Source organism: Streptomyces sp. BHT-5-2, assembly GCF_019774615.1.
Taxonomy (GTDB): domain Bacteria; phylum Actinomycetota; class Actinomycetes; order Streptomycetales; family Streptomycetaceae; genus Streptomyces.
In genome coordinates, this window is the sequence record NZ_CP081497.1 from 2,132,390 (window position 1) to 2,153,377 (window position 20,988).

The window sequence follows — 20,988 nt, forward strand, 5'->3', positions numbered from 1 at the left end:
TCGGTGCCGTCCGGCGTCAGCTAGGGCCGCGCTGCCGGACGACCCGCCCGGCCCGGGCCAGCTCCACGTTGAACTGCGCCCCCGACAGCAGCGACAGGTTGGAGAACCACAGCCAGATCAGGAACACCACCGGCCCGGCCAGCGACCCGTACAGCCGGTTGAAGGTGCCGACGTACGAGGCGTAGAACGCGAAGCCCGCCGACGACACCAGCCACAGCAGCACCGCCAGCACCCCGCCCGGAACGGCCCGCCGCACCCCGCGGGAACTCGGCGGCCCGGAGCGGAACAGCACCATCGCCAACACGGTCGCCAGCACCAGCAGCAGCGGCCACTGGAGCACGTTCCACAGCGCCTCCCCCGCCTCGCCGAACCCCAGCGTGTGGCCGAGCGCCGTCGCCACCGGCCCGCTCACCAGCAGCGCCACCGCACTGCAGATCAGCAGTGCCATCAGCAGCAGCGCGGTCACCAGGATCCGGGGGGCCTTCCGCCACGGCGGCCGGTCGTCCTTCGTCCGGTGCATGGCGTGCAGCGCCCGCCGGAACACCGCCAGATAGCTGCACGACGACCACAGCGCGCTGACCGCCGCGCCGCCCACCACCACCCAGGCCGCGGTGCGCTGGTGCGCCATCACCACCAGCGCGTGCCGGACCGTCGCCCCCGACTCGGCCGGTGCGATCGAGCTGAGGTGGTTGATCAGCTGCTCGGTGCCGGCCGGATCGGCGAGCCCGATCAGCGAGATGGTGACGATCGCCGACGGCAGCAGCGCCAGCACCGAGTAGTACGTCAGGCTCGCCGCGTAGTCCGTCAGGTCGTCGTGCCAGACGGACAGCGGTGTCCGGCGCAGTGCCGTGCGGTACCGCCGCCAGGCCGACCGGCGGGGCGGGCGCCCGGCGCCGGTCCGTGCTAGGGCCGTGGACGACGCGGTCTCAGTCCCCATGCCGGACCCCCGACGTCCCGGCCCGTCGCCAGGCGACGTCCCGCATACCGCTCCCGCCCATGTCGTATCCGTCCTCTGTGCCGTGCCGGCCCCGTGTGGTCCGGGGCCCGGCCTGCATCATCCCCCGGCGCGGCGGCCACGTGCGAGGGGCGGGGGCCCGGCGCCCGGCGGCCGGTGCGCCGGCTCCGTCAGCCGAAGGGCAGCCCCCGCCACGGGGACGCCGGATCCTGCGTCAGCACCCGGTGGAGGTGTGTCGTCTCGGCGTAGGCCGGTCCGAACCAGCCGTTGTCGAAGGCCAGCACCCGCCCCAGCGCATACCCGGCGGCGAACTCCTCCCACGACCCGTAGACCTCCGCGGCGCGGGTCGCCACCCGCAGCACCGCCTGCTCGGCCTGCGGCGGCGCGCACAGCCGGGCGCCCAGGCCCCAGCGGACCAGGCCCACCGCGTGCGCCAGGTCCAGCGCGGCCAGCGAGCCCACCCGGCCGTCGGGTGGCAGCACCCCGTCGGTCCGGAACCGCTCCTCGTAGCGCTCCACCAGCTCCGGGACCGCGGCCGCCGCGCCCTCACCGGAGCCCTCAACGGACTTCCCATCGGGCGTCACATCGGACTCCGCGCCGGACTCCGTGCTCGATCCCGTGGCACGGGCGCGCAGCGCCGCCTCCGTCTCCGCCGGTACGAACTGCCCGTCGAGCAGCTGGTCGAAGCGCTGCTGCCAGCTCGCCGGATCCCCCACCGACCACTGCGCGTGCAGGGTCTCCGCGTCCGTCGCGTAGTCCAGGAACGCGGTGCCCAACTCGTTCCACGGCACGCTGTGGTGCACCGCCAGCGGTGCGCCGCACGCCAGCCCCTGCGCCACCGGACCGTGCAGCGGCCTCCCGATGGGGGCACCTCCCATGCCATTAAGGCAATGGGGGAGGGTCACCAGCAGCCCGCCCGGCCGCACCCCGACCTGCGCCCGGATCCGCTGCCAGCCGGCGCGGTGGGCGGGCGTGGCGAGCAGGTACGCGGCGAACGGGGTGCCCGGATTGACCGCCAGCCGCCACTTGTCGTTGGGCCAGTCCTGGGCCAACTCCTCGATCGAGACCCGGTCGAAAAACCCTTGCGGTTCCCACGGCGGCAGCATGCCGCGCGTCAGTACGGGAATGCACTTACCGCCCGCCACCGGATCGTCGTAGACGGGCAGCGGTTCCTGCCCCTGCTGCGGAGCAGCCAGATACAGATCCTCACCGGCGATCGCCGCGACCTGTCCGTCCCCGTCCCCACGTGCCGTTGCCTCGTACAGCCGCCGCTCGGTCTCCGTCGGCGGCATCCATCCCGGAGTACCCACAGGCCAAGACCCTACGGTGACCTCGTCCACGGCCGGAACCAGGGGCCGCGGAAGGACCGCAGGACCGGCCCGGCCGTTTGCCGGAGCCCATCCCGTATCGGAGGCTCGATGCCATGAGCAGTGACGATCGCCCCGCGTCCGGGCACCTGCCGCACGTCGGCGCCGAACAGGACGGCGCCGCCGTCGACTGGGAGGTGCTCGGCCCGCTCCTGGAACGGGGCGCCGAGATCCAGACACCGCTCCACGAGCAGGCCGCCGCCTGGCTCCGTGCGCTGCTCGCCGGCGACGGCCCGGACCAGGGGGCCGCCGTGCCCGGCCCGCCGGTCCGGCCGGTGACCGTCCGCCGCGTCCTGGACGTCGGCAGCGGTCCCGGTGTCGTCAGCTGCCTCCTGGCGCGGGCGTTCCCGGACGCCGAGGTGTGCGCGGTGGACGCCACCGAGGCCCTGCTGGACCGGGCGCGGGACCGCGCCGCGCGGCTCGGCCTGACCGACCGGATCCACACCCACTGTGCCGAGGTCCCGCACGGCCTGGACGCGCTCGGCGGCGCCGACCTCATCTGGTCGAGCAAGGCGCTGCACCACGTCGGGGACCAGCGCGGCGCGGTGGCCGCCCTCGCCGCCCATCTGCGTCCCGGCGGGCTGCTCGCGATCGCCGAGGGCGGCCTCGCCCCGCGCTTCCTGCCGCGCGACATCGGCATCGGCCGCCCGGGACTCCAGGCCCGGCTGGACGCGGCCGCCGAGGACTGGTTCACCGCGATGCGGGCCGCCCTGCCCGATGCCACCGACACCCTGGAGGACTGGCCGGCCTTCCTGGCCAACGCCGGTCTGCGCACGCCGCTCACCCGCAGTTTCCTGCTGGACCTGCCGGCCCCGCTCCCCGACGATGCCCGCCGCTACCTCCAGGCCAACCTCGCCCGGGCCGTGGAGCATTACGGCGACCAACTGGACCCGGACGACGTCAGCACCCTCACCCGCCTCACCGACCCCTACGACCCCGCGGGCATCACCCGCCGCCCGGACGTCTTCCTGCTCTCCGCGCAGACCGTCCACACCGCCCGCGCGCCGGAGCAGGTCTAGGGCGTCGCCGCCCGGCCGTGCGGTGGGCGTCGGCGTCCCCCGCACCCACACCCTCGTCGTGCCTCACCCCATCGGTTTCGGGTGGATCATCGCGAAGACCGCGCCCTGGGGGTCGGTGACCACGGCCATCCGGCCGGCGATCATGTCGAACGGTTCCAGGATCGCGCCGCCGCCGGCCGCGTCGACCTTGGCGACCGCCGCGTCGGTGTCCGGCACCGCGAAGTACGTCAGCCAGTGCGACGGGGTGTCGGCCGGCAGGTGTTCCGGCATCGGCTGCATACCGCCCACGGGGCGGCCGTCCACCTGGAGCGCGTAGTAGTGCTCGATGCCCTCCATCGTCGTCGGCTCGATGCCGAAGGCCGCCCGGTAGAAGGCGGAGGCCGCGGAGCGGTCGGAGGTGTTCAGCTCGTTCCAGACCAGTGCGCCGGTCTCGTTGACGACTCCGGCGCCCGGGAAGTCGACCGGCTGCCAGACACCGAAGACCGCCCCGGTCGGGTCGGCGGCGATAAACATCCGGCCCAGGGACATCACGTCCATCACGGGCATCAGCACCGTGCCGCCGGCGGACTCCACCGCCCGCTGGCTGGCCTCCGCGTCGGCGCTGGCCAGATAGGTGGTCCAGACGGTCGGCGGGGCGGGCTGGTCGCCCATGGCGACCGCGGCCATGATGCCGGCGACGGGCTTCCCGTTCAGCTGGCAGACCGCATAGCCGCCCGTCTCCGGAGGGCCGACCTCACCGGTCCAGCCGAGGAGGCCGGAGTAGAAGTCGATGGCGGCCTTCTGGTCGGGGGCCGCGAGATCGACCCAGCAGGGCGTCCCGGGCGCGTAGGGAGTGGTGACGTCGGGCATCGGTGCCTCCTCGGAGCGGAGTGGTGGCCGCCCGGCGGCCTCCGTCCCTGCGGCCGGCGCCGCCGCGGCCGTCCCCTCTCCACATTTGCCGCCGCCCGCCGCCCCCGCCACTCGGGGCCGCGCCCTTCGCTCCGCCCGGCGGAACGCTCCGCGGCGGCCCCCGGCACACGGCGGCGCCGCCCGCCCCGACGGGACGGGCGGCGCCTGGCCGTGTGGAGCGAGCCCTCGGGCCTCGATCGGGCTCTCAGGCCGCGTCGAAGGTGGCCGGGTCCGGGCCGAGGCGGGTGCCGGCGTCGAGACCGGCCAGGGCCGAGAGGTCGTCGCCGTCCAGCTCGAAGCCGAAGACGTCGAAGTTCTCCCGGATCCGCGACGGGGTGGCGGACTTGGGGATGACCACGTTGCCGAGCTGGAGGTGCCAGCGCAGCACGATCTGGGCGGGGGTCTTGCCGTGCTTCTCGGCGATCTTGGCGACCGTGGCGTCGGTCAGCAGGTCCTTGCCCTGGCCCAGCGGCGACCAGGCTTCGGTCGCGATGCCGTGCCGGGCGTGGAAGGCGCGGGACTCGGCCTGCTGGAGGTGCGGGTGCAGCTCGATCTGGTTGACCGCCGGGACGATGGAGGTCTCTCCGAGCAGCCGCTCCAGGTGGGCGGGGAGGAAGTTGGAGACGCCGATGGCCTTGGCGCGGCCGTCCGCGTAGATCTTCTCGAACGCCTTGTACGTGTCCACGTAGGTGTCGCGGGAGGGCAGCGGCCAGTGGATGAGGTACAGGTCGACGTACTCCAGGCCCAGCTTGGCCAGCGAGGTGTCGAAGGCGCGGAGGGTGGCGTCGTAGCCCTGGTCGGAGTTCCAGAGCTTGGTGGTGACGAAGAGCTCCTCGCGGGCGATGCCGGAGGCGGTGAGGGCCTTGCCGGTGCCCTCTTCGTTGCCGTAGATCGCAGCGGTGTCGATGCTGCGGTAGCCGGCTTCGAGAGCGTGGCCGACGGCGGTGGCCGCCGCGTCGTCGGGGATCTGCCAGACGCCGTAGCCGAGCTGGGGCATCGTGACGTTGTTGTTGAGCGTGATGGACGGAACCGTGCTCACGGGGGGTCGATCCTTACGTCGGCTTTCGTTGTACGGGGGCGTCAACGATCGTCCGTCTCCGGACATTCCCGCGCACCCGGACAGATTCCACCCGGGTTCCTCACCCCCGGTACAGCGCGTCGACCTCCGCCGCGTACGCCGTCTCGATCGCCTTGCGCTTGAGCTTCAGCGACGGCGTCAGCAGGCCGTGCTCCTCGGTGAACTGGTTGGCCAGTATCCGGAAGGTGCGGATCGACTCGGCCTGCGAGACCAGCGTGTTGGCGGCGACCACGGCGCGCCGGATCTCGGTCTCCACGTCGGGGTCGCGCACCAGGTCGCGCGGCGGCATCTCCGGCTTGCCGCGCATCGTCAGCCAGTGCGCGACCGCCTCCGGGTCCAGCGTGACCAGCGCCGCGATGAACGGGCGGTCGTTGCCGACGACGATGCACTGGCCGACGAGCGGATGCGCCCGCACCCGTTCCTCCAGCGGTACCGGCGAGACGGACTTGCCGCCCGAGGTGACCAGTATTTCCTTCTTCCGGCCGGTGATCGTCAGATAGCCGTCCTCGTCCAGGGCGCCCAGGTCCCCGGTGGAGAACCAGCCGTCGTGCAGTACGGCGTCGGTCGACTTGGGGTCCTTGTGGTAGCCCTGGAAGACCTGGCCCCCGTACAGCCAGACCTCGCCGTCCTCGGCGATGTGGACGGTGGTGCCGGGGACCGGTGTGCCGACGGTGCCGAAGCGGGTCCGCTCCGGCGGGTTGGCGGTGGCCGCCGCGGTGCTCTCCGTCAGGCCGTAGCCCTCGAAGATCCGGACGCCGGCGCCGGCGAAGAACAGTCCCAGCCGGCGCTCCATGGCCGAGCCGCCGGACATCGCGTGCCGCACCCGGCCGCCGAGTGCCTCGCGGACCTTGCTGTAGACCAGCTTGTCGAAGAGCTGGTGCTGCATCCGCAGCGAGGCGCCGGGGCCGGAGCCGGTGCCGAACGCCTTGTGCTCCGCCGCCTCCGCGTGGCGGACGGCGACGTCGACGGCCTTGTCGAACGGTCCGGCCTTGCCCTCGGCCTCGGCCCGTCGCCGGGCGGCGGCGAAGACCTTCTCGAAGATGTAGGGCACCGCCAGGATGAACGTGGGGCGGAACGCCTGGAGGTCCGGGAGCAGGGCCCGGGCCGAGAGTTCGGGCTGGTGGCCGAGTTTGACCCGGCCGCGGATCGCGGCGACCTGCACCATCCGGCCGAAGACGTGCGCCAGCGGCAGGAAGAGCAGGGTCGCCGCCTCGTCGCCGGGCTTGGAGCGGAAGACCTTGTCGTAGCGCAGCACGATGTTGTCGGCCTCGGCCATGAAGTTGGCGTGGCTGATCACACAGCCCTTGGGGCGGCCGGTGGTGCCGGAGGTGTAGATGACCGTCGCGACGGCCTCCGGGGTCACGGCCATCCGGTGCCGGTGCACCACCTCGTCGTCGATGTGCGCGCCGGCCGCGGTCAGTTCGGCCACCGGGTCGGCGTCCAGCTGCCACAGCTTCCGTAGCTGGGGGAGTCGGCCGACGACCGAGCCGATGGTCATCGCGTGGTCCTCGTGTTCCACCAGGCAGGCCGAGACGTCGGCGTTGTGCAGCATCCAGAAGACCTGCTCCGCCGACGAGGTGGGGTACAGGGGCACGGACTGGGCGCCGATGGACCACAGCGCGTAGTCGAAGAGGGTCCACTCGTAGCGGGTGCGGGACATGATGCCGACCCGGTCGCCGAACCGGACGCCCTGGGCGAGCAGGCCCTTGGCGAGCCCGATGACCTCGTTGCGGAACTGTTCGGCGGTGATGTCCTGCCACTGCCCGGCGGCGTCCTTACGCCCCAGCGCGGTCCGTCCGGGATCGGATTCCGCGTTGTCGTACACCGAGTCGGCCAGCCCGCCGACCCGGGGCGCGGTCGCCAACGGAGGGACGGTGAACTCGCGCAATGACCCAGCTCCTCGTGGTGCTTCTCACAAGGCCGCGACCGTACCCCACGGGAACGCCCGGGGGGAGTGCGCTACCACGCTGCGAGCGAGGGTCGGCCGGAACCGGCCAGGCCGGGAAATCGGGTTACTTCGGGTAACGCCGGACATTATCCAGTCGATACGTAGCCGGACGAACACCGAGCCGGGACCGGATCTGCACCAAATCTCTGCATCTGTCACGGCGTCAGAGCATGTCGGAGGCACATTCCGGGAAACTGCGACGATCCGCGGGAGGTTCCCTGGAGATTCCGGACGAGCCAGGGGGCGCACCGGCCCGGCCCGTCGGCACCGGTCGGGGCGAGCCTGGCGGCCCGAGCGGTACGACGGATTCCGGGCACCTCGGCGGCCTCCGGACCGGGCCGCCCACGGGACAGCGGCCGCTCGCCACGGGATGCAACGGCTCGCCACGAGGGCAGTCGCCCGCTACGGGAGGTGCAGCCGGTCGCCGCCCGCCAGGATCGCCTCGGCCAGCGCCTCCGCCGGGCCGCGCGCCGTCCCCGCCCGCTCCCCGGACAGCAGCACGAAGTCCACCCCGCCCAGCTCCGGCAGCCCGGCCCGGGACGGTATCCGCACCAGTCCCGGCGGGATCATCCCGAGCGTGTGCGCCATCACGCCCAGCCCCGCCCGGGTCGCCGCGATCAGGCCGCTCAGGCTCCCGCTGGTGCACGCGATCCGCCACTCCCGGCCCTGTTGCTCCAGCGCCTCCAGGGCCCGCGCCCGGGTCACCGCCGGTGGCGGGAACACCACCAGCGGCACCGGCCGTCGCGGATCGAGCCGCAGCCGCTCACCGCCCACCCACACCAGCCGGTCCCGCCACACCAGCCGCCCTTGCGGGCCCTCCGGCCGCCGCTTGGCCAGCACGAGATCGAGCCGGCCGGCCGCCAGCAGTTCGTGCAGGGTGCCGGACAGCTCCACGGTCAGCTCCAGATCGACCTCCGGATGGTCCCGCCGGAACCCCTCCAGCACCTCCGGCATCCGGGTCAGCACGAAGTCCTCGGACGCCCCGAACCGCAGCCGCCCGCGCAGCCGGGTCCCGGCGAAGAAGCTCGTCGCCCGCTCGTTGGCCTCCAGGATGGTGCGCGCGAACCCCAGCATCGCCTCGCCGTCCTCGGTCAGGTCCACGGCATGGGTGTCCCGGACGAACAGCCGCCGCCCCGCGGCCTCCTCCAGCTTCCGCACGTGCTGGCTCACCGTGGACTGGCGCAGCCCCAGCCGGTGCGCGGCCTGCGTGAAACTCAGCGTCTGCGCCACCGTGAGAAAGGTGCGCAGCTGCACCGGCTCGAACACGGACACCTCCCGCTCACCCCACCGTCATCGTCCTGCCGTCGACCTGCCGGTGACGTCTATCGCACTTCATGATGGCAGTCACCACAGTAAGAGGGGTTCCCGATCGCCGACCGGCCCGGCAGGCTGGCGGGGGCACCGTCCCGTCCATGCCGCCGTCCGCGAGCCGTCGAACCGAAGAGAGACCAATGCGCCGCCCTCTGTTCCGCCTGCCCTCCTGGTTCCCGGTGGACGGTTACCTCCTCGCCCTGCTCGGCACGGTCGGGCTGGCCGCCCTGCTGCCCGCCCGCGGCGCCGCCGCCGGCGTCGCGGACGGCGCCTCCACCGGGGCCGTCGCCCTGCTCTTCTTCCTCTACGGGGCCCGGCTCTCCACCCGGGAGGCGATGGACGGACTGCGCCACTGGCGTCTCCATCTGACCACTCTGGCCTGCACGTTCCTGGCCTTCCCGATACTCGGTCTGGCCGCCCGCGCCCTGGTGCCGTATGTGCTGCCGCCCGCCCTGTACACCGGTCTGCTGTTCCTGTGCCTGGTGCCCTCCACGGTCCAGTCCTCCATCGCCTTCACCTCCATCGCCCGCGGCAACGTGGCGGCGGCGATCTGCGCCGGCTCGTTCTCCAGCATCGCGGGGATCGCCGTCACCCCGCTGCTGGCTGGCCTGGTGCTGGGCGGCGACGGCGGCGGCTTCTCCGCGCACTCCCTGGTCTCGATCGTCTGCCAGCTGCTGGTCCCGTTCCTCGCCGGGCAGCTGCTGCGGCGCTGGGTGGCCGGATTCCTCACGCGGCACAAGAAGGTCCTCGGCTACGTCGACCGCGGCTCGATCCTGCTGGTCGTCTACGCCGCCTTCAGCGCCGGCATGGTGCAGGGCATCTGGCACCAGGTCTCCCCGCTGCGGCTGCTGTGCCTGGTGGGCGTGGAGGCGGTGCTGCTGGCGGCGATGCTGACGCTCACCTCGTACGGCTCCCTGAAGCTCGGTTTCCCGCGCGCCGACCGGATCGCGATCACCTTCGCCGGTTCGAAGAAGAGCCTGGCGGCCGGGCTCCCGATGGCCAGCGTGCTCTTCGGCGCCCAGGCCGGGCTGGCGGTGCTGCCACTGATGCTGTTCCACCAGATGCAGTTGATGGTGTGCGCGGTGCTCGCCAAGCGGTACGCGGCGCGGGCGGACGCCGAGCCGCGGCCGGCGGCCGGGCCCGGTGACGAGGGGCCCGGCCGGGAGCCGTCAGCTGCCGCCGTCCACCCGGTCCAGCGGGAGCCCGAGCACCAGCGGGCCGGCCACTGAGGCGTTGCGCTCGCGTACGCCGGAGAGTTCGGCGTCGGTGAGGACCCGGCGGTAGACCCGGACCTGGGCCAGGTCGCCGGTGAACTGCGCCCGGCGGTCCGGCCGTTGGCCCAGCTGGACGGCGAACACCGAGGTGCGGCTGACCGATCCGGGAACGCCGGCGGCGGAGGCGGTCGCGGCGCCGTCCACGGTCAGCAGCAGCCGCCCGTCCGCGCGCCGCAGCGCGAGGTGGTGCCAGTCCCCGTCGTCGAAGGCGCCGCGGGTCGCGACCTGGGCGGTGGCGGGCGGTCGGGCGCCGTCGACGGCCGTGAGGTGCGCGGTGATCCGGCCGTGTGCCGGGTCGCCCTCGATCGCCACCTGCGGGGAGGTGCCGCCCACCCCGCCCATCCACAGCAGCGGCTGCTCGCCGCGGGTGGCGCGGTAGCGGAACCACAGCGAGCAGGTGAAGTCCCGGCTGCCCAACGGGAGCGAGTCGCGGTAGGGGAGGCGCACCACGTCGTCGGTGCCGTCGAAGGACAGGGCGCGCCCGAACGGGCCGTCGGTGAGCCGGGCGCCGCCGAGGACCAGCGCCGGCCGGGCGCCGCCGGCCCGGTCCGGGGTGGTCGGGTCCGGGCCGCGGCGCGGGCCGAGCCACTGCTCGGTGAAGCGGGCGAAGCGGATCTCGTCCCGGGCGTCCGCGGCCCCGCCCTCGTAGAGCAGGCCGGTGACGGTGGGGGAGACGGCGACCAGGTCGGAGTAGCCGGACCAGCCATTGGTGACCCGCGCGCCGCGCTCCACGCCCTCCCAGGTGCGGCCCTCGTCGTACGAGGAGCGGATGGTCATGGAGCGGCGGCGGTCCGGATCGGCGGGGGCGGCGAGCAGGGTGCGGCTGCCGCCGCCGCTGGACGAGTGCGGCAGCCGCAGCGCGGACGCCTGCACCATCGGGGCGGCGAAGTCGGGGAGGGTGCGGAACGGGGCGGTGAAGGAGTCGCCGCCGTCCCGGCTGACCGCGGCGGTGCGGTTGCCGAGGTCGGTGCCGTCCTGCTCGCGGCCGTTGACGTAGATCGAGCCGTCGGAGCGCTCCAGCAGGGTCATCTCGGACGGCTTCTGGCGGAAGGTGCCGTCCGCCGCGACCGGCCAGGAGTCCCGCGCGCCCACCTTCCAGGTGCTGCCGCCGTCGTCGCTGTGGACGAGCGCGGCGTGGTTGGCGGTGATGCGGTTGCCCGCGTAACTCTCGGCGTTGACGCCGAAGACCAGCCGCCCCGCGTGCCGTCCGTGGGTGAGCTGGATGCCGTGCACGGGTCCGGTGGCGTACCAGGAGTTCCACCGCCGGGGGCGGATGCTGCCGGTCAGGTCGTGGGGCGCGGACCAGGTGGCGCCGTCGTCGTCGCTGTACTGGAGGTGCGGGGTGCGGTCGCAGGGGACGTCGCAACTGAGGCCGTCGGTACGGCCCTTGTTGTAGGTCTCGGCGAGCAGGATCCGGCCGGTGCGGCGGTCCACCAGGGGCGCCGGGTTGCCGTGGGTGTCCCCGTCGCCGTGGTTGACGACCCGGAGGGGGCCCCAGCTCCGGCCGCCGTCGGTGGAGCGCCGGAGGACGAGGTCGATGTCGCCGGCGTCCCCGCAGTCGTGCACCCGGCCCTCGGCGAAGGCGAGCAGGGTGCCGCGGACGGTCCGCACGATGGCGGGTATACGGAAGCAGAAGTAGCCCTTCTCGTAGGCCGCCTTGAAGAGGACCTGCTGGGCGAAGCCGCCTGACGGGACGTCGGTGGCGGCCCGCGCCGGGGCGGTCGCCAGTACGGCGAGCGCGGTGGCGGCCAGTGCGACGGCGGCGGCCGGGGCACGGTGGTGTCGGGGTCCGCGGCGGGGGCGGGGGAGCGCGCGGAGAGCTGACGTCATGGTCCGGCCTGCCCTTCGAGGCATCGGGTCGGGTCATCAGGACATCCAACGTCCTATGTGCGGACGTGACGGAAGCTACTGCCGTGGGGGAGGGGCGACAAGGAGCCTGCGTCGGTTCTCCGCCCCCGGCCCGGAATTCACTCTCCCGGGCCGGGCGTACTGCGCCGTGTGCGCCACCGGGGGCCGGCGGCCCGGGAGCCGGGCCACCACCGCGGGCTCAGGCTGGCCGTGCCGGCGGCCTGCGGCCGGCGCGGCGTCGGTGCCGGAGCCGTACGGCGATGGCCGCCAGTGCGGCGGCGCCGAAGGGGTAGGCGGCGATGAATCCGTCGTCCGGCAGGAAACCGAGGGACGTGAAGTCGCGCCAGGCCAGGATCGCGGCCGCGGTGAGCACACCGGCGGCCGTGGGGAGGGCGCGTCTGCCGCCGCGCGCCAGCGCGATGAAGAGGAAGACCGCGAGCAGCGCCGGGGGCGCCAGCCTTTGAACGGACCACAGCACTCCGTCGACACCGGGCCTGCCCCACCAGGTGAGTTGGGGAAGGTGGCCGGCCCCGGCCGCCACGGATGTGGCGAAGACCGTCACGGCCATGACCGCGGTCATCGTCCGGTCGCGGCGCGAGACGGCAGGCAGATCAAGGGGGCAGCCCAGCAGGATCAGGGCGACGCACGCCGGGCAGAGGATATTGACGAGGACGGCCGGCGGACTGTCCGCGTAGTGCTCGTAGACGAGGTAGCCCCCCGCCCCCGCCAACTGCGCGAGCTCCTCGGCCACGACACCGAACGCCGCGAGCATCCGCGCCGGGCCCCACCGCCCGCCCGCCGCGCACAGTGCTGCCATGGTCAGGGCCAGGCCGGTGCCCACCCCTACGGCCCAAGACCAGTTCGCCCCGTCCTTCTGGACTAGGGGGTGGTCCGCGTTCCTCAGCAGGCGGAAGAGGGCGGGGGCGCACACGACGGCCAGGACGTAGGGCGCGGCGGCGGCCAGGAAACGGCCGGCCGGGTCGGTGGAGGTCAGGCCCAGCCGCACCCGCAGGGCATGGCCGGTCAGGTCGGCGGCTTCGCGGAGGCGGGCCGCTCTCGTGGCGCCCTGGGTGGCGTCGGCGTAGATGGCGGCGATCTCCTGGCCGTGCTCGCGGCGGTAGTGCGCGGGGTACAGGAGCAACAGCCTTGGTTCCGTGGCGTGTTGACTCTGCGTTTCGCTGTCCGGGGCCGGGGTGTGCCCGGTGGTGCAGCGCGGGGAGGGTGCCTGGCTCATGCGGTGGCCCCCTTCGGGCCGGGGCGGTGCAGGGCGAGGCGGCGCTCGGCCTCGGTGGCGGTGGCATGGAGGCGCTCGGCCTCGGCGGCCAGCGTGGCGCGTCCGGCGGGCGCCAGGGCGTAGGTGCGGCGCAACCGCCCGCTGACGATCTCCTCGCTGTGGACCTGGATCTGTCCGTCGTTGAGCAGGCGTTCCAGTGCGCTGTAGAGAGTGCCGGTGCGCAGGGTGACGCGACCACCGGAGATCTTCTTGACCTCCTGGAGGATCGCGTACCCGTGGCGGGGCTCGTCCGCGAGGGCGGTGAGGAGGAGCAGAGTGGGTTCCTGCAGGGCACGGTCGGGCATGTGGCAAGTATATGCCGATGGACGTCATATGCTGTTCGAATGAGTATCGATGAGTCGGTGCTGGGCGTCAGGCGGTCTCCATGAGCAAGTACCGGGCCGACGGCGGCTCCGCATGCGGATGCCCCGTCCATGGACCCTGCGCGCACAACGCACGCACAGCGCCCGCCGCACCGCGTGACACGCTCCTCGCTCCGCCGGCCACCACTACTGCCGCCCCGGCGCCGGACACCGGCCGACGCCGGACGGCGGGAGTCCTCGCCGTCCCCGCGATCCCCGGGCTGCTGGCCCTCGCCCTCGGCCTGTGGGGTGTCGCCCGGGACGGCGCCGCCTGGCGGGACGAGGCCGCGACCTGGCAGGTGGCCCGACGCTCCCTGCCGGAGATCTGGCACATGCTGGACACGGTCGATGTCGTCCACGGCCTCTACTACGTGCTGATACACGGTGTCTTCGAGTTATTCGGCGCCTCGCTGCCCGCCCTGCGCGCGCCGTCCGTGCTCGCCATGGCCGCCACGGCGGTGTGCACCGCTGCTGTCGGCCGCAGGCTCGCCGGGCCGTGGGTCGGTGTCGCCGCCGGAATCGCGCTGGCCCTCCACCCCGACATGCAGCGGTACGCGCAGGAGGGACGTTCGTATGCGCTGGTCGCCGCTGCGGTAGCCCTGGCCACCTGGCTGCTGGTGGGCACCGCAGCCCCGGTGGCCGGCACGCGTCCGACCCGGTGCCTGCGTTGGAGCGCCTACGCCGCCACGCTGTTGGCCGCCGCCTACCTCAACTGGTTCTCCCTGCTCCTCCTGCCCGCGCACGCCATCACCGTCCTCGTCGCGCACCGGCGCGGCGCCCGCCACCTCCTGGCCCCCTGGACGGCCGCCGCCCTGGTGGCGGTGGCGGGAGCGCTGCCGCTGATCGCGGCCAGCTATCCCCAGGCGGGCCAGATCTCCTGGATCCAGCCGGTCACCTGGACCACCTTGGCCGCCTTGGCCGCCGTCTTCTCGGCGGCAGTGATCTGCGCCCGGCTCCCCTACGGTCCGGCCGCCCGTACGGCTGCGGCGGCCCACATGACTCCGGCCTCCGTCGGACTTCCGCTCCTCGCGGCACCCCAACTCGGGCTGTTCCTGGCCTCGTTCGTCAAACCGCTCTACGTGGAGCGCTACGTCCTCTTCGCAAGCATCGGCTTCGCGCTGCTCCTGGGGACAGGCATAGCCGCCGGGGTCCACGCGCTTCCCGTACGCGGCGGACTCGCCCTCGTGGCCACCACCGTCATCGCCTTCCTCGCGCTGCTCCCCGTGGAACTCCATCTGCGCTCGGCGACGAGCCGGACGGACGACGTCATGGCCACGGCCGAGAAGGTCGCCTCGGTCGCCCGCCCCGGCGACGGAGTGCTCTTCCTCCCGGCCCTCCGCCGCGACACGGCCTCCGTAACCCCGTCCGCTTTCACCGGACTTCACGATCTCGCCCTCGCCGAAGATCCCATATCCTCCGGCACCCTGGAGGGCATCGAGGCCGGGCCCGGAGCCATCCGCGCCGCCGTGCTCGCCCAGCCCCGTGTCGTCCTGGTCACCGATCCGGACGTCGCACCCGCCGACCTGGCCTCGGAGCGCGAAGCCACCAAACGACGTGTCCTGGACGAGCACTTCACCCGCACCGGCACCTGGAAGGTCGGCGGCCGTCTCGTGGAGACCTACGAGCGAGCCGTCCACTCGGGGGGCGCCCAGCAGCTCGAACCGCTCAGCGCTACGTCGATGCCTTCTACGGCCGTGTTGTTTTCTCCGGGCCGCACCATGTTCGGGCCGGCGGTGACTGGGTACCATCTCGCCGCGCATGTGGCTGAGCACGGGGGGATGGACCACGAATGTCGGGCGATTGGGACAACATTCGCTCCCGGTGGGAGAGCGTTCGCCAGGCCGTCGACGGCGCATATCTGGAGCCCGTCAAGGGATCGGCGTTCGGGAAGGGGCGGATCGGCCTGGCCGTGAACCCGATAGCCATCACTGGTGAGGCGGGCGCCGGGAAGACCGTGTTGTACGACGCCCTGGCGCAGACGATCAGGACCGGTGACGGGGACAGCACTCGCAGCCCGGACAGTGAGAAGCATCGTGCGGTCTTCCGCTCCGGCTCCCGTCGAGCCCAGGCATCGGTGGTGGTGATCCCGGGCCAGGCATCCGCGGAGCGGGAACGCGCTCTGGCCGCCACCATGGGTGGGACAGCATCGCCGCACGGCATCATCCACGTCGTGTGCTGGGGTCACAACAGGACCTGGCGGCGCCCCGAACAACGGGCCATCGAAGAGGCGTTGCGCGCCGAAAACCCGGACGTCGACAAGGAATCGGTACGCGACTGGCACCTCCGCAAGGAGGTCGAGGACTTCCGGGACCTGTGTGAACGGATCATCGACCAGCGTGCCGCCAGGCGCCTGCGCTGGATGCTCATCGCCGTCACCAAGTGCGATCTGTACTGGGACCGCATCGACGAGGCTCGCGATCACTACATCCCCGGTGCGCCTGGCCACGAATCGGAGTTTCACGCCGCGCTGGGTGACCTGGTGGACGAAACGTCTGTAGACCTCGCCGTGCTTCCGATGAGTTCGCGGCTCATCAGGCATCAGTTCCTGCCTCAATTGCAGACGCAGCTCTTCCAACTGGATGACGAGCAACTGGGCGTCATCCGAAGCCACTTCGGAAGCACCCTCCGGGGCTTCCTTGCTGCCGGTGCGGGGGAAGCGGGGCATGACGATCATTGATGACGGTGACGCCTTCGACCGGGCCCTCGCCGAATCCGAATCGCGGCTGGCTGTTATTCGTAGAGCGCGGGCCCAGGTAGGGGTGGCGCGACGGGTGCAAGCGGGGAGTGGCGCCGTAGCGCTCGGGGTGATTGCCGTGGCACTGCTGAGCACCGATCGGTTCGACGGCCAGGGAGGCCCACGGGTCGTGGTCTCACTGTTCATCGCCGCATTCGGCCTGGCAGCCGTTCTCGTGGCCCAGGCGGTGGTCGTCCTTCCGCTGTGTCGGAAGGTGGCGACGGAGGAACGTGTCATGCTGAGCGAGGTCAACCGGCTGCGTGAACTGTTCGTCAATGTCGCGCGCCGCGAGGAGTGGAGCAGGGAACGGATCCGCGCGGCCAGGCAACGTCTTTCCCAGTTCCCCATCGAAGGCGGGGCGTTCCGATGATTCAGCGATTGATGAAGTTGTCTGGTGTTGCCGCGTTCGTCGCCTGTATCCTCACGCCCCTCGGATATCTGCTTGCTACTCGTCACCCCAGCAGATTCCAGGGCGCGTTTCAGGACCACTGGGAGATCATCGTCGCAGGGCTGGTTCTGGCCGTGCTCGGCCTGCTGGAAATGGGCCGCGGGCTCGTACTCTGCTTCAGCGTGCTGGGGGCGTTCGAGGAAAGCAACCTGGCCCGCGGCGGGGCGAGCGTATTGGTCGGTGCAGTGATCAGCGCCTTGGGCACGGCGATCCTCTACAACTTGCTGCTCGGCTGAGGCAACGCGGACCTTGCTGATCGGTATGCCTCAGCCATGGCGTGGAATGAGCGTTTCGGTGTGAGGCTGCCGTCGGACATCACCTTGCACACTCCGTAGGAGGCCATGTCGAGGTCGAAGCGCGGGTCCTCGTGGTGCGGGTACTCGTAAGCGGCGAAGGTGAACCAGAATGCGGTGTCCACGCCTTCCTCGTTGAAGATGTCCAATTGCTGGCGCAGATAGTGGGCTTGTTCTTCCTCGTCGCGGACGTAATCGCCGTTGATGTGGGGCGGATTGGCGTCGTGGTCGACGACATCCACCCAGCCCATGCCGCCGCGCTCGGCTGCGCCTCGGTAGGTGCAGCAGCCGAATTCGGTCGCCGCGAGCGGCTTGCCGTGCCGGAAATACTCGCGCAGGCCCTGACGGAAGGCGTCGCTGGCATCGCCGTAGGCGTCCGCACTTACGATGTCGAAGGGCGCCCAATCGACCTGTTCCCAAGTTCCGGAAGCGTAGGTGATCTTTCCGCCGAACCGTGAGCGCACCGTCTCTGCGATGTCGGCCAGCAAGGAGTTCAGTCGGGCCGGAACCTCGGCGAGCCCGGCCGATGCCTCGGGGGCGCCGCTGGTCAGGGCCTCGATCCTGGCGAGGCTGTCGTCTCCGGGGAGAATGCCGGCGGCAAACAGGCTCAGCTCGCAGCCGGTGACGAAGACGTCCGCTGCCACCTCCTGGGCGTGGTCGGCGCAGGTGGCGAAGTAGGGCAGCAGTTCTTCGGCGGACAGTTCGCAAGGGAATGGGGAGAACCAGACCTCAAGCCCGGCGTCGGCGGCGTGCCGGGCCGCGAGGGCCAGTCGTCCAGGGTCGCCGCCGGTGATCCGCACGGCATCGCAGTGCAGGTCGTCCGCGATGACGTGGATCTCGCGTCGCACCGCGTCGGCGTCGAAGACGGGACGCGAACTCTTGCCGCCCGGAGTGAAGCCGGTGTCGTAGGTGATGCCTTTGGCTCGCACGGAATGCTCCTGACAGTCGATCGACATCTGTTGCTGCGCTGCTGCGTCTCACCGGGCGTCGATGGAAATCGGTTCGGCGGACGGATCGTATGGACGACTCGGGGTGCTTCTGGAGGTCAGCTCGACGGCGCCCTTGGCCGCGCTGCCACCTCGCTACTCCCTGGGAGACCGCCTGACACCCGTGTTCGGCGATCGGGGTCGAACGTTAGGCGCGAGTCGAAATGCCAGTCAATGGCGATCTCCTTGAGACCCTGCCGTTTGCGCTGGTCAGCTGCGCAACTGTCGGTTGCAATGACGGTGACGGTCAATGCACGCCGAAAGAGAGGGTGTTGCAACGATCGGCGACCAGTGCACACTGTGTGCCGAGGCGACCGAACCAGAGGAACCGAGCCGATGCCAGGACGCAGGCTGACCAGAGCCGACCGGCAACAGATCGCCGCGGGGTTGGCGCAGCGCCTGAGTTACGCCGACATCGCCAGACGTCTGAACCGTCCCTCCTCGACGGTGAGCCGCGAGGTCGCGCGCAACGGCGGACCTGCCCGGTACCGCGCGGAACTGGCACAGCTCGCGACCACCCACCGAGCCCGGCGTCGGCCGCGGCTCCCCGCCCCGGTGCAGCGGACCATCGAGCAACTCGGCCCCGACCCCGACGCAACGGCCGCGTTCGTCACCGACCTCACCTCGGCACTCGTCGAAACCGGCCTCCCGCGCACCGCCGCCCGCGTGATGGCCTCCCTGTTCGCCTCCGAGACCGGCAGTCGCACCGCCATCGAGCTGGCGCAGCACCTGCAAGTCGGCGCGGCGACCATTTCGCACGCGGTCCGCCTGCTGGAACGGCAGGATCTGATCCGCCGCGGTCGCGATGACGGTGGCCGCCGCCACCGGTATTTCCTCGACGACAAGGCGGGCTTGCGGACCGTCGCGGCCAGCGTCGCCGCCAACCAGCGGCTCGCCGCCGCCGCGCTGCGCGGTGCCGAGCTCTTCGGAGCCGAGACCACTGCCGGATCCCGGCTCGCCCTGGCAGGCGGATTCCTCGAACGCCTCGGCGACGACCTCATCCGCTCCGCTGAAAAGCACTGGCGCGACATGGTTGGCGACGCAGACACGCTGACGAGCCACGCGGAGTAGTACGCGGCCCCACTCACCCTGGCAATCGACCGGGCATTCGGGAGGCCCGGAGCCGGTGGCGCCTCACGGCCGCAGCACCACCTTTCCGAGGTTGGCCCGTGCCTCGATGATCTGGTGCGCCTTCGCCGCGTCGGCCAGCGGCAGTTCGGTGTGGATCGCGGCCCGCAGCCGGCCGGCCGCGGCCAGTTCCCACAGTTGCTCCCGGTGCCGCGCGTACAGCTCCCGGTGGACGGTGGCGAAGCGCCGCATGGTCAGCCCGGTGATGGTCTTCGAGCCGGCCAGCAGTTCGTACGCCGGGACCGTGCCGCCACCGGAGTTGAAGAAGACCAGCCGCCCGCCGGGCGCGACGGCGGCCAGGGCCCGCGGCAGCAGTTCCCCGCCGACCCCGTCCAGCACGATGTCCACCGGCTCGCCCCAGGACTCCTGGTCGTAGGTCACCACCTCGTCGGCGCCCAGCTCGTACAGGAACTCCGCCTTGGCCGGCGAGCTCACCGCGGCCACCACCCGCGGTACGCCCTGGAGCTTGGCGAGTTGGACGGCGAGGTGCCCGGTGCCGCTGGCCGCGCCGGTGATCAGCAGCGACTCGCCGTCGGCCGGCGCCGCGGTGCTCAGCGCGGCCAGCGCGACATGCCCGCCGCGCACCAGCGCCACCGCCTCCACCGCGCTCGCCCCGTCCGGGATGTGGCCGGCCAGGGCGGCGGGGGCGAGGGCGAGTTCGCCGTAGGAGCCGCTGAGGGTGATCGAGGTGACCCGGTCGCCGACCGCGAAGCCGGTGACGTCCGGCCCCAGGGCGATCACCTCGCCGGCGATCTCGCCGCCGATGACGCCAGGCAGCGGATCGCCGCCGCCCTTGCCGTCGCCGCGCACCCGGCGGACCGCCGGCAGGCTGACACCGATCGCCTCGGTGCGGACGAGGAGTTCACCCGGTCCGGGCGTCGGGTCCTCGGCCTCCTCCAGGCGCAGGACCTCGGGACCGCCGTAGGCATGGAATCGGACTCGGCGCATGGGCCGTCACCTCCGTGGGAACGGGCCGCGGGGTGCGGCCGCTTTTATTGGATGGCCCAACGATAACCAGAAACCATTGGGCCTGCCAATGGTTTTTCGTTGGCCATCCCTACGTTGGTTGCCCCCACGGTTTCCGGTACCCTGCCCCCATGGCCGACACTCCCTACGCCCCCAGCCGCATCCGTGCCCTCCCCAGTTGGCTGCTGGGTCGCGCCGCCGCCCGCGGCCACCGCCTCGTCGCCGAGGCCCTCGCCACCGAGGGCATGCGGATGACGCACCACGCCGTGCTCAGTGCCGTCGCCGAACTCGGCCCGGTCTCCCAGGCGGAACTCGGCCGGACCGTCGGCATCGACCCCAAGGACATCGTCGCGATCGTCAACGACCTCCAGAACGACGGGCTGGTCACCCGCACCCCCGACCCGAAGGACCGACGGAAGAACGCCATCGGGATCTCGGCCGACGGCAAACGGCGACTGCGCCGCACCGAGCGCCTCGGCGACGCCGCCAACGCCGAGCTCACCGCCGCCCTCAGCGACGACGAGCGCGCCCAACTGATCGCGCTGCTGAACCGCATCGTGGCGCCGGCGGAGTGACTCGCATCGCGGCGCCGGTGAAGTGAGTAACGGGCCCGAAGGGCGTGTACGTCCGCCCTGAGGGGTGTCCCGTAAACGGTCTCCGGGTCGGTGCGGGGCGCGGTTGGTCTCGGTCAGGTTTCTGAACTTGATCGGGTGATGCCGGACCGGTTCGCCTGACGGTGATCGGTTGGCTCCGGTAGCCCTGTGGCGTGAGGTATGCGCAAGGCGCTGGGTCGGCCGACGCCGGGAGGCCACGCGGGAGCGGATCCGGCTGGAGGCCGTGGAACGCTTCGGCCGCGGGGAGAAGAACCGGGAGATCGCGACCGCGTTGCGGGGCGGTGAGCGGTCGGTGGAGCGGTGGCGCCGGGCCTGGCGCGAACGGGGCGAGACCGGCGTTCTGTCGAACGGCTCGCCCGGCCGCCTGGGACTCGGCCCGGCGCAAACGGCGAGGCTGGAGCGGGAACAGCAGCTTGGTCCGCTCGCCCACGGCTGGGCGGACCAGCAGTGGACGCCGGCGCGGGGGAGACGCTGATGGGGCGGCTGTTCCACGTCT

At 72.1% G+C, this 20,988-nt stretch carries 20 protein-coding genes; 9 read left to right on the top strand and 11 right to left on the bottom strand.

The features are described 5' to 3' along the window. Window positions 1-16 precede the first annotated feature (16 nt). Together K2224_RS37140 and K2224_RS37145 are read right to left on the bottom strand one after the other, a co-directional pair. On the bottom strand, window positions 17-937 hold the full coding sequence (locus K2224_RS37140) for a YihY/virulence factor BrkB family protein (protein ID WP_221911502.1): 921 nt from the start codon (window positions 935-937) through the stop codon (window positions 17-19). A gap of 188 nt (window positions 938-1,125) precedes the next feature. Further along, entirely contained in the window at window positions 1,126-2,247 is a 1,122-nt protein-coding gene (locus K2224_RS37145; protein ID WP_221911503.1) for a DUF1266 domain-containing protein, read from the bottom strand. A 131-nt stretch (window positions 2,248-2,378) separates the two neighbouring features. Between K2224_RS37145 and K2224_RS37150 the strand changes: the two genes are divergently transcribed. Further along, on the top strand, window positions 2,379-3,341 hold the full coding sequence (locus K2224_RS37150; RefSeq protein ID WP_221911504.1) for a trans-aconitate 2-methyltransferase: 963 nt from the start codon (window positions 2,379-2,381) through the stop codon (window positions 3,339-3,341). Window positions 3,342-3,404: 63 nt separating this feature from the next. Here K2224_RS37150 and K2224_RS37155 read toward each other — a convergent pair whose 3' ends face one another. The 4 genes from K2224_RS37155 to K2224_RS37170 all read right to left on the bottom strand — a co-directional run bounded on the left by K2224_RS37155 (window position 3,405) and on the right by K2224_RS37170 (window position 8,521). Further along, window positions 3,405-4,190, bottom strand: a complete 786-nt coding sequence (locus K2224_RS37155) for a VOC family protein (protein WP_221911505.1) — start codon at window positions 4,188-4,190, stop codon at window positions 3,405-3,407. 244 nt (window positions 4,191-4,434) lie between these two features. After that, window positions 4,435-5,268, bottom strand: coding sequence for an aldo/keto reductase (locus K2224_RS37160; RefSeq protein ID WP_313904826.1), 834 nt, complete (start codon window positions 5,266-5,268; stop codon window positions 4,435-4,437). Between the two features lie 100 nt (window positions 5,269-5,368). Next, the gene (locus tag K2224_RS37165; protein ID WP_221911506.1) at window positions 5,369-7,195 is read right to left on the bottom strand and encodes a long-chain fatty acid--CoA ligase; all 1,827 of its coding nucleotides are present in this window, start codon (window positions 7,193-7,195) and stop codon (window positions 5,369-5,371) included. Window positions 7,196-7,657: 462 nt separating this feature from the next. Then, on the bottom strand, window positions 7,658-8,521 hold the full coding sequence (locus K2224_RS37170; RefSeq protein WP_221911507.1) for a LysR substrate-binding domain-containing protein: 864 nt from the start codon (window positions 8,519-8,521) through the stop codon (window positions 7,658-7,660). A gap of 185 nt (window positions 8,522-8,706) precedes the next feature. Here K2224_RS37170 and K2224_RS37175 point away from each other — a divergent pair, with 185 nt between their 5' ends. Beyond that, window positions 8,707-9,795 carry a bile acid:sodium symporter family protein gene (locus K2224_RS37175; protein ID WP_221911508.1) on the top strand — a complete coding sequence of 363 codons (1,089 nt, stop codon included), beginning with the start codon at window positions 8,707-8,709 and terminating at the stop codon, window positions 9,793-9,795. On the opposite strand, the gene K2224_RS37180 is transcribed toward K2224_RS37175, so the two are convergent. The 3 genes from K2224_RS37180 to K2224_RS37190 all read right to left on the bottom strand — a co-directional run bounded on the left by K2224_RS37180 (window position 9,736) and on the right by K2224_RS37190 (window position 13,266). Continuing rightward, on the bottom strand, window positions 9,736-11,670 hold the full coding sequence (locus K2224_RS37180; RefSeq protein ID WP_221911509.1) for a sialidase family protein: 1,935 nt from the start codon (window positions 11,668-11,670) through the stop codon (window positions 9,736-9,738). The two genes, K2224_RS37175 and K2224_RS37180, sit on opposite strands and share 60 nt — an antisense overlap. Window positions 11,671-11,887: 217 nt before the next feature. Further along, complete coding sequence (locus K2224_RS37185) at window positions 11,888-12,922, bottom strand: hypothetical protein (protein WP_221911510.1); 1,035 nt, start codon at window positions 12,920-12,922, stop codon at window positions 11,888-11,890. Next, the gene (locus tag K2224_RS37190) at window positions 12,919-13,266 is read right to left on the bottom strand and encodes a PadR family transcriptional regulator (RefSeq protein WP_221911511.1); all 348 of its coding nucleotides are present in this window, start codon (window positions 13,264-13,266) and stop codon (window positions 12,919-12,921) included. Before K2224_RS37190 ends, K2224_RS37185 begins: the two co-directional genes overlap by 4 nt. A gap of 80 nt (window positions 13,267-13,346) precedes the next feature. Between K2224_RS37190 and K2224_RS37195 the strand changes: the two genes are divergently transcribed. From K2224_RS37195 to K2224_RS37210, 4 genes are read left to right on the top strand one after another with little or no spacing between them, the layout of a single operon-like run. Next, window positions 13,347-15,236 (top strand): glycosyltransferase family 39 protein, encoded by a 1,890-nt coding sequence (locus tag K2224_RS37195; RefSeq protein WP_260693714.1) that lies wholly within the window; start codon window positions 13,347-13,349, stop codon window positions 15,234-15,236. Next, the gene (locus K2224_RS37200; RefSeq protein WP_260693715.1) at window positions 15,233-16,000 is read left to right on the top strand and encodes a hypothetical protein; all 768 of its coding nucleotides are present in this window, start codon (window positions 15,233-15,235) and stop codon (window positions 15,998-16,000) included. Before K2224_RS37195 ends, K2224_RS37200 begins: the two co-directional genes overlap by 4 nt. Next, window positions 15,987-16,427: a hypothetical protein gene (locus K2224_RS37205; protein WP_221911513.1), complete on the top strand. Its 441-nt coding sequence runs from the start codon at window positions 15,987-15,989 to the stop codon at window positions 16,425-16,427. Before K2224_RS37200 ends, K2224_RS37205 begins: the two co-directional genes overlap by 14 nt. Then, a complete protein-coding gene (locus K2224_RS37210) occupies window positions 16,424-16,741 on the top strand; it encodes a hypothetical protein (RefSeq protein WP_221911514.1) in 318 nt (105 codons plus the stop codon). Before K2224_RS37205 ends, K2224_RS37210 begins: the two co-directional genes overlap by 4 nt. Here K2224_RS37210 and K2224_RS37215 read toward each other — a convergent pair. Beyond that, window positions 16,720-17,754: a hypothetical protein gene (locus K2224_RS37215; RefSeq protein ID WP_260693719.1), complete on the bottom strand. Its 1,035-nt coding sequence runs from the start codon at window positions 17,752-17,754 to the stop codon at window positions 16,720-16,722. The two genes, K2224_RS37210 and K2224_RS37215, sit on opposite strands and share 22 nt — an antisense overlap. Before the next feature lie 366 nt (window positions 17,755-18,120). Between K2224_RS37215 and K2224_RS37220 the strand changes: the two genes are divergently transcribed. Then, the gene (locus K2224_RS37220; protein WP_221911515.1) at window positions 18,121-18,855 is read left to right on the top strand and encodes a helix-turn-helix domain-containing protein; all 735 of its coding nucleotides are present in this window, start codon (window positions 18,121-18,123) and stop codon (window positions 18,853-18,855) included. Between the two features lie 63 nt (window positions 18,856-18,918). On the opposite strand, the gene K2224_RS37225 is transcribed toward K2224_RS37220, so the two are convergent. Beyond that, window positions 18,919-19,860, bottom strand: a complete 942-nt coding sequence (locus K2224_RS37225; RefSeq protein ID WP_221911516.1) for a zinc-binding dehydrogenase — start codon at window positions 19,858-19,860, stop codon at window positions 18,919-18,921. 149 nt (window positions 19,861-20,009) lie between these two features. Here K2224_RS37225 and K2224_RS37230 point away from each other — a divergent pair, with 149 nt between their 5' ends. Further along, a complete protein-coding gene (locus tag K2224_RS37230) occupies window positions 20,010-20,453 on the top strand; it encodes a MarR family winged helix-turn-helix transcriptional regulator (protein ID WP_221911517.1) in 444 nt (147 codons plus the stop codon). Window positions 20,454-20,622: 169 nt separating this feature from the next. Next, the gene (locus K2224_RS37235; RefSeq protein WP_260693720.1) at window positions 20,623-20,967 is read left to right on the top strand and encodes a helix-turn-helix domain-containing protein; all 345 of its coding nucleotides are present in this window, start codon (window positions 20,623-20,625) and stop codon (window positions 20,965-20,967) included. Window positions 20,968-20,988: the final 21 nt, after the last annotated feature.

Coding starts and splice junctions, on each gene's coding strand:
- K2224_RS37145 (WP_221911503.1), bottom strand. CDS start 2,247: ATGCCGCCGACGGAGACCGAGCGGCGGCTGTACGAGGCAACGGCACGT.
- K2224_RS37140 (WP_221911502.1), bottom strand. CDS start 937: ATGGGGACTGAGACCGCGTCGTCCACGGCCCTAGCACGGACCGGCGCC.
- K2224_RS37180 (WP_221911509.1), bottom strand. CDS start 11,670: ATGACGTCAGCTCTCCGCGCGCTCCCCCGCCCCCGCCGCGGACCCCGA.
- K2224_RS37210 (WP_221911514.1), top strand. CDS start 16,424: ATGATTCAGCGATTGATGAAGTTGTCTGGTGTTGCCGCGTTCGTCGCC.
- K2224_RS37155 (WP_221911505.1), bottom strand. CDS start 4,190: ATGCCCGACGTCACCACTCCCTACGCGCCCGGGACGCCCTGCTGGGTC.
- K2224_RS37150 (WP_221911504.1), top strand. CDS start 2,379: ATGAGCAGTGACGATCGCCCCGCGTCCGGGCACCTGCCGCACGTCGGC.
- K2224_RS37175 (WP_221911508.1), top strand. CDS start 8,707: ATGCGCCGCCCTCTGTTCCGCCTGCCCTCCTGGTTCCCGGTGGACGGT.
- K2224_RS37215 (WP_260693719.1), bottom strand. CDS start 17,754: ATGTCGATCGACTGTCAGGAGCATTCCGTGCGAGCCAAAGGCATCACC.
- K2224_RS37225 (WP_221911516.1), bottom strand. CDS start 19,860: ATGCGCCGAGTCCGATTCCATGCCTACGGCGGTCCCGAGGTCCTGCGC.
- K2224_RS37185 (WP_221911510.1), bottom strand. CDS start 12,922: ATGAGCCAGGCACCCTCCCCGCGCTGCACCACCGGGCACACCCCGGCC.
- K2224_RS37190 (WP_221911511.1), bottom strand. CDS start 13,266: ATGCCCGACCGTGCCCTGCAGGAACCCACTCTGCTCCTCCTCACCGCC.
- K2224_RS37195 (WP_260693714.1), top strand. CDS start 13,347: ATGAGCAAGTACCGGGCCGACGGCGGCTCCGCATGCGGATGCCCCGTC.
- K2224_RS37230 (WP_221911517.1), top strand. CDS start 20,010: ATGGCCGACACTCCCTACGCCCCCAGCCGCATCCGTGCCCTCCCCAGT.
- K2224_RS37220 (WP_221911515.1), top strand. CDS start 18,121: ATGCCAGGACGCAGGCTGACCAGAGCCGACCGGCAACAGATCGCCGCG.
- K2224_RS37205 (WP_221911513.1), top strand. CDS start 15,987: ATGACGATCATTGATGACGGTGACGCCTTCGACCGGGCCCTCGCCGAA.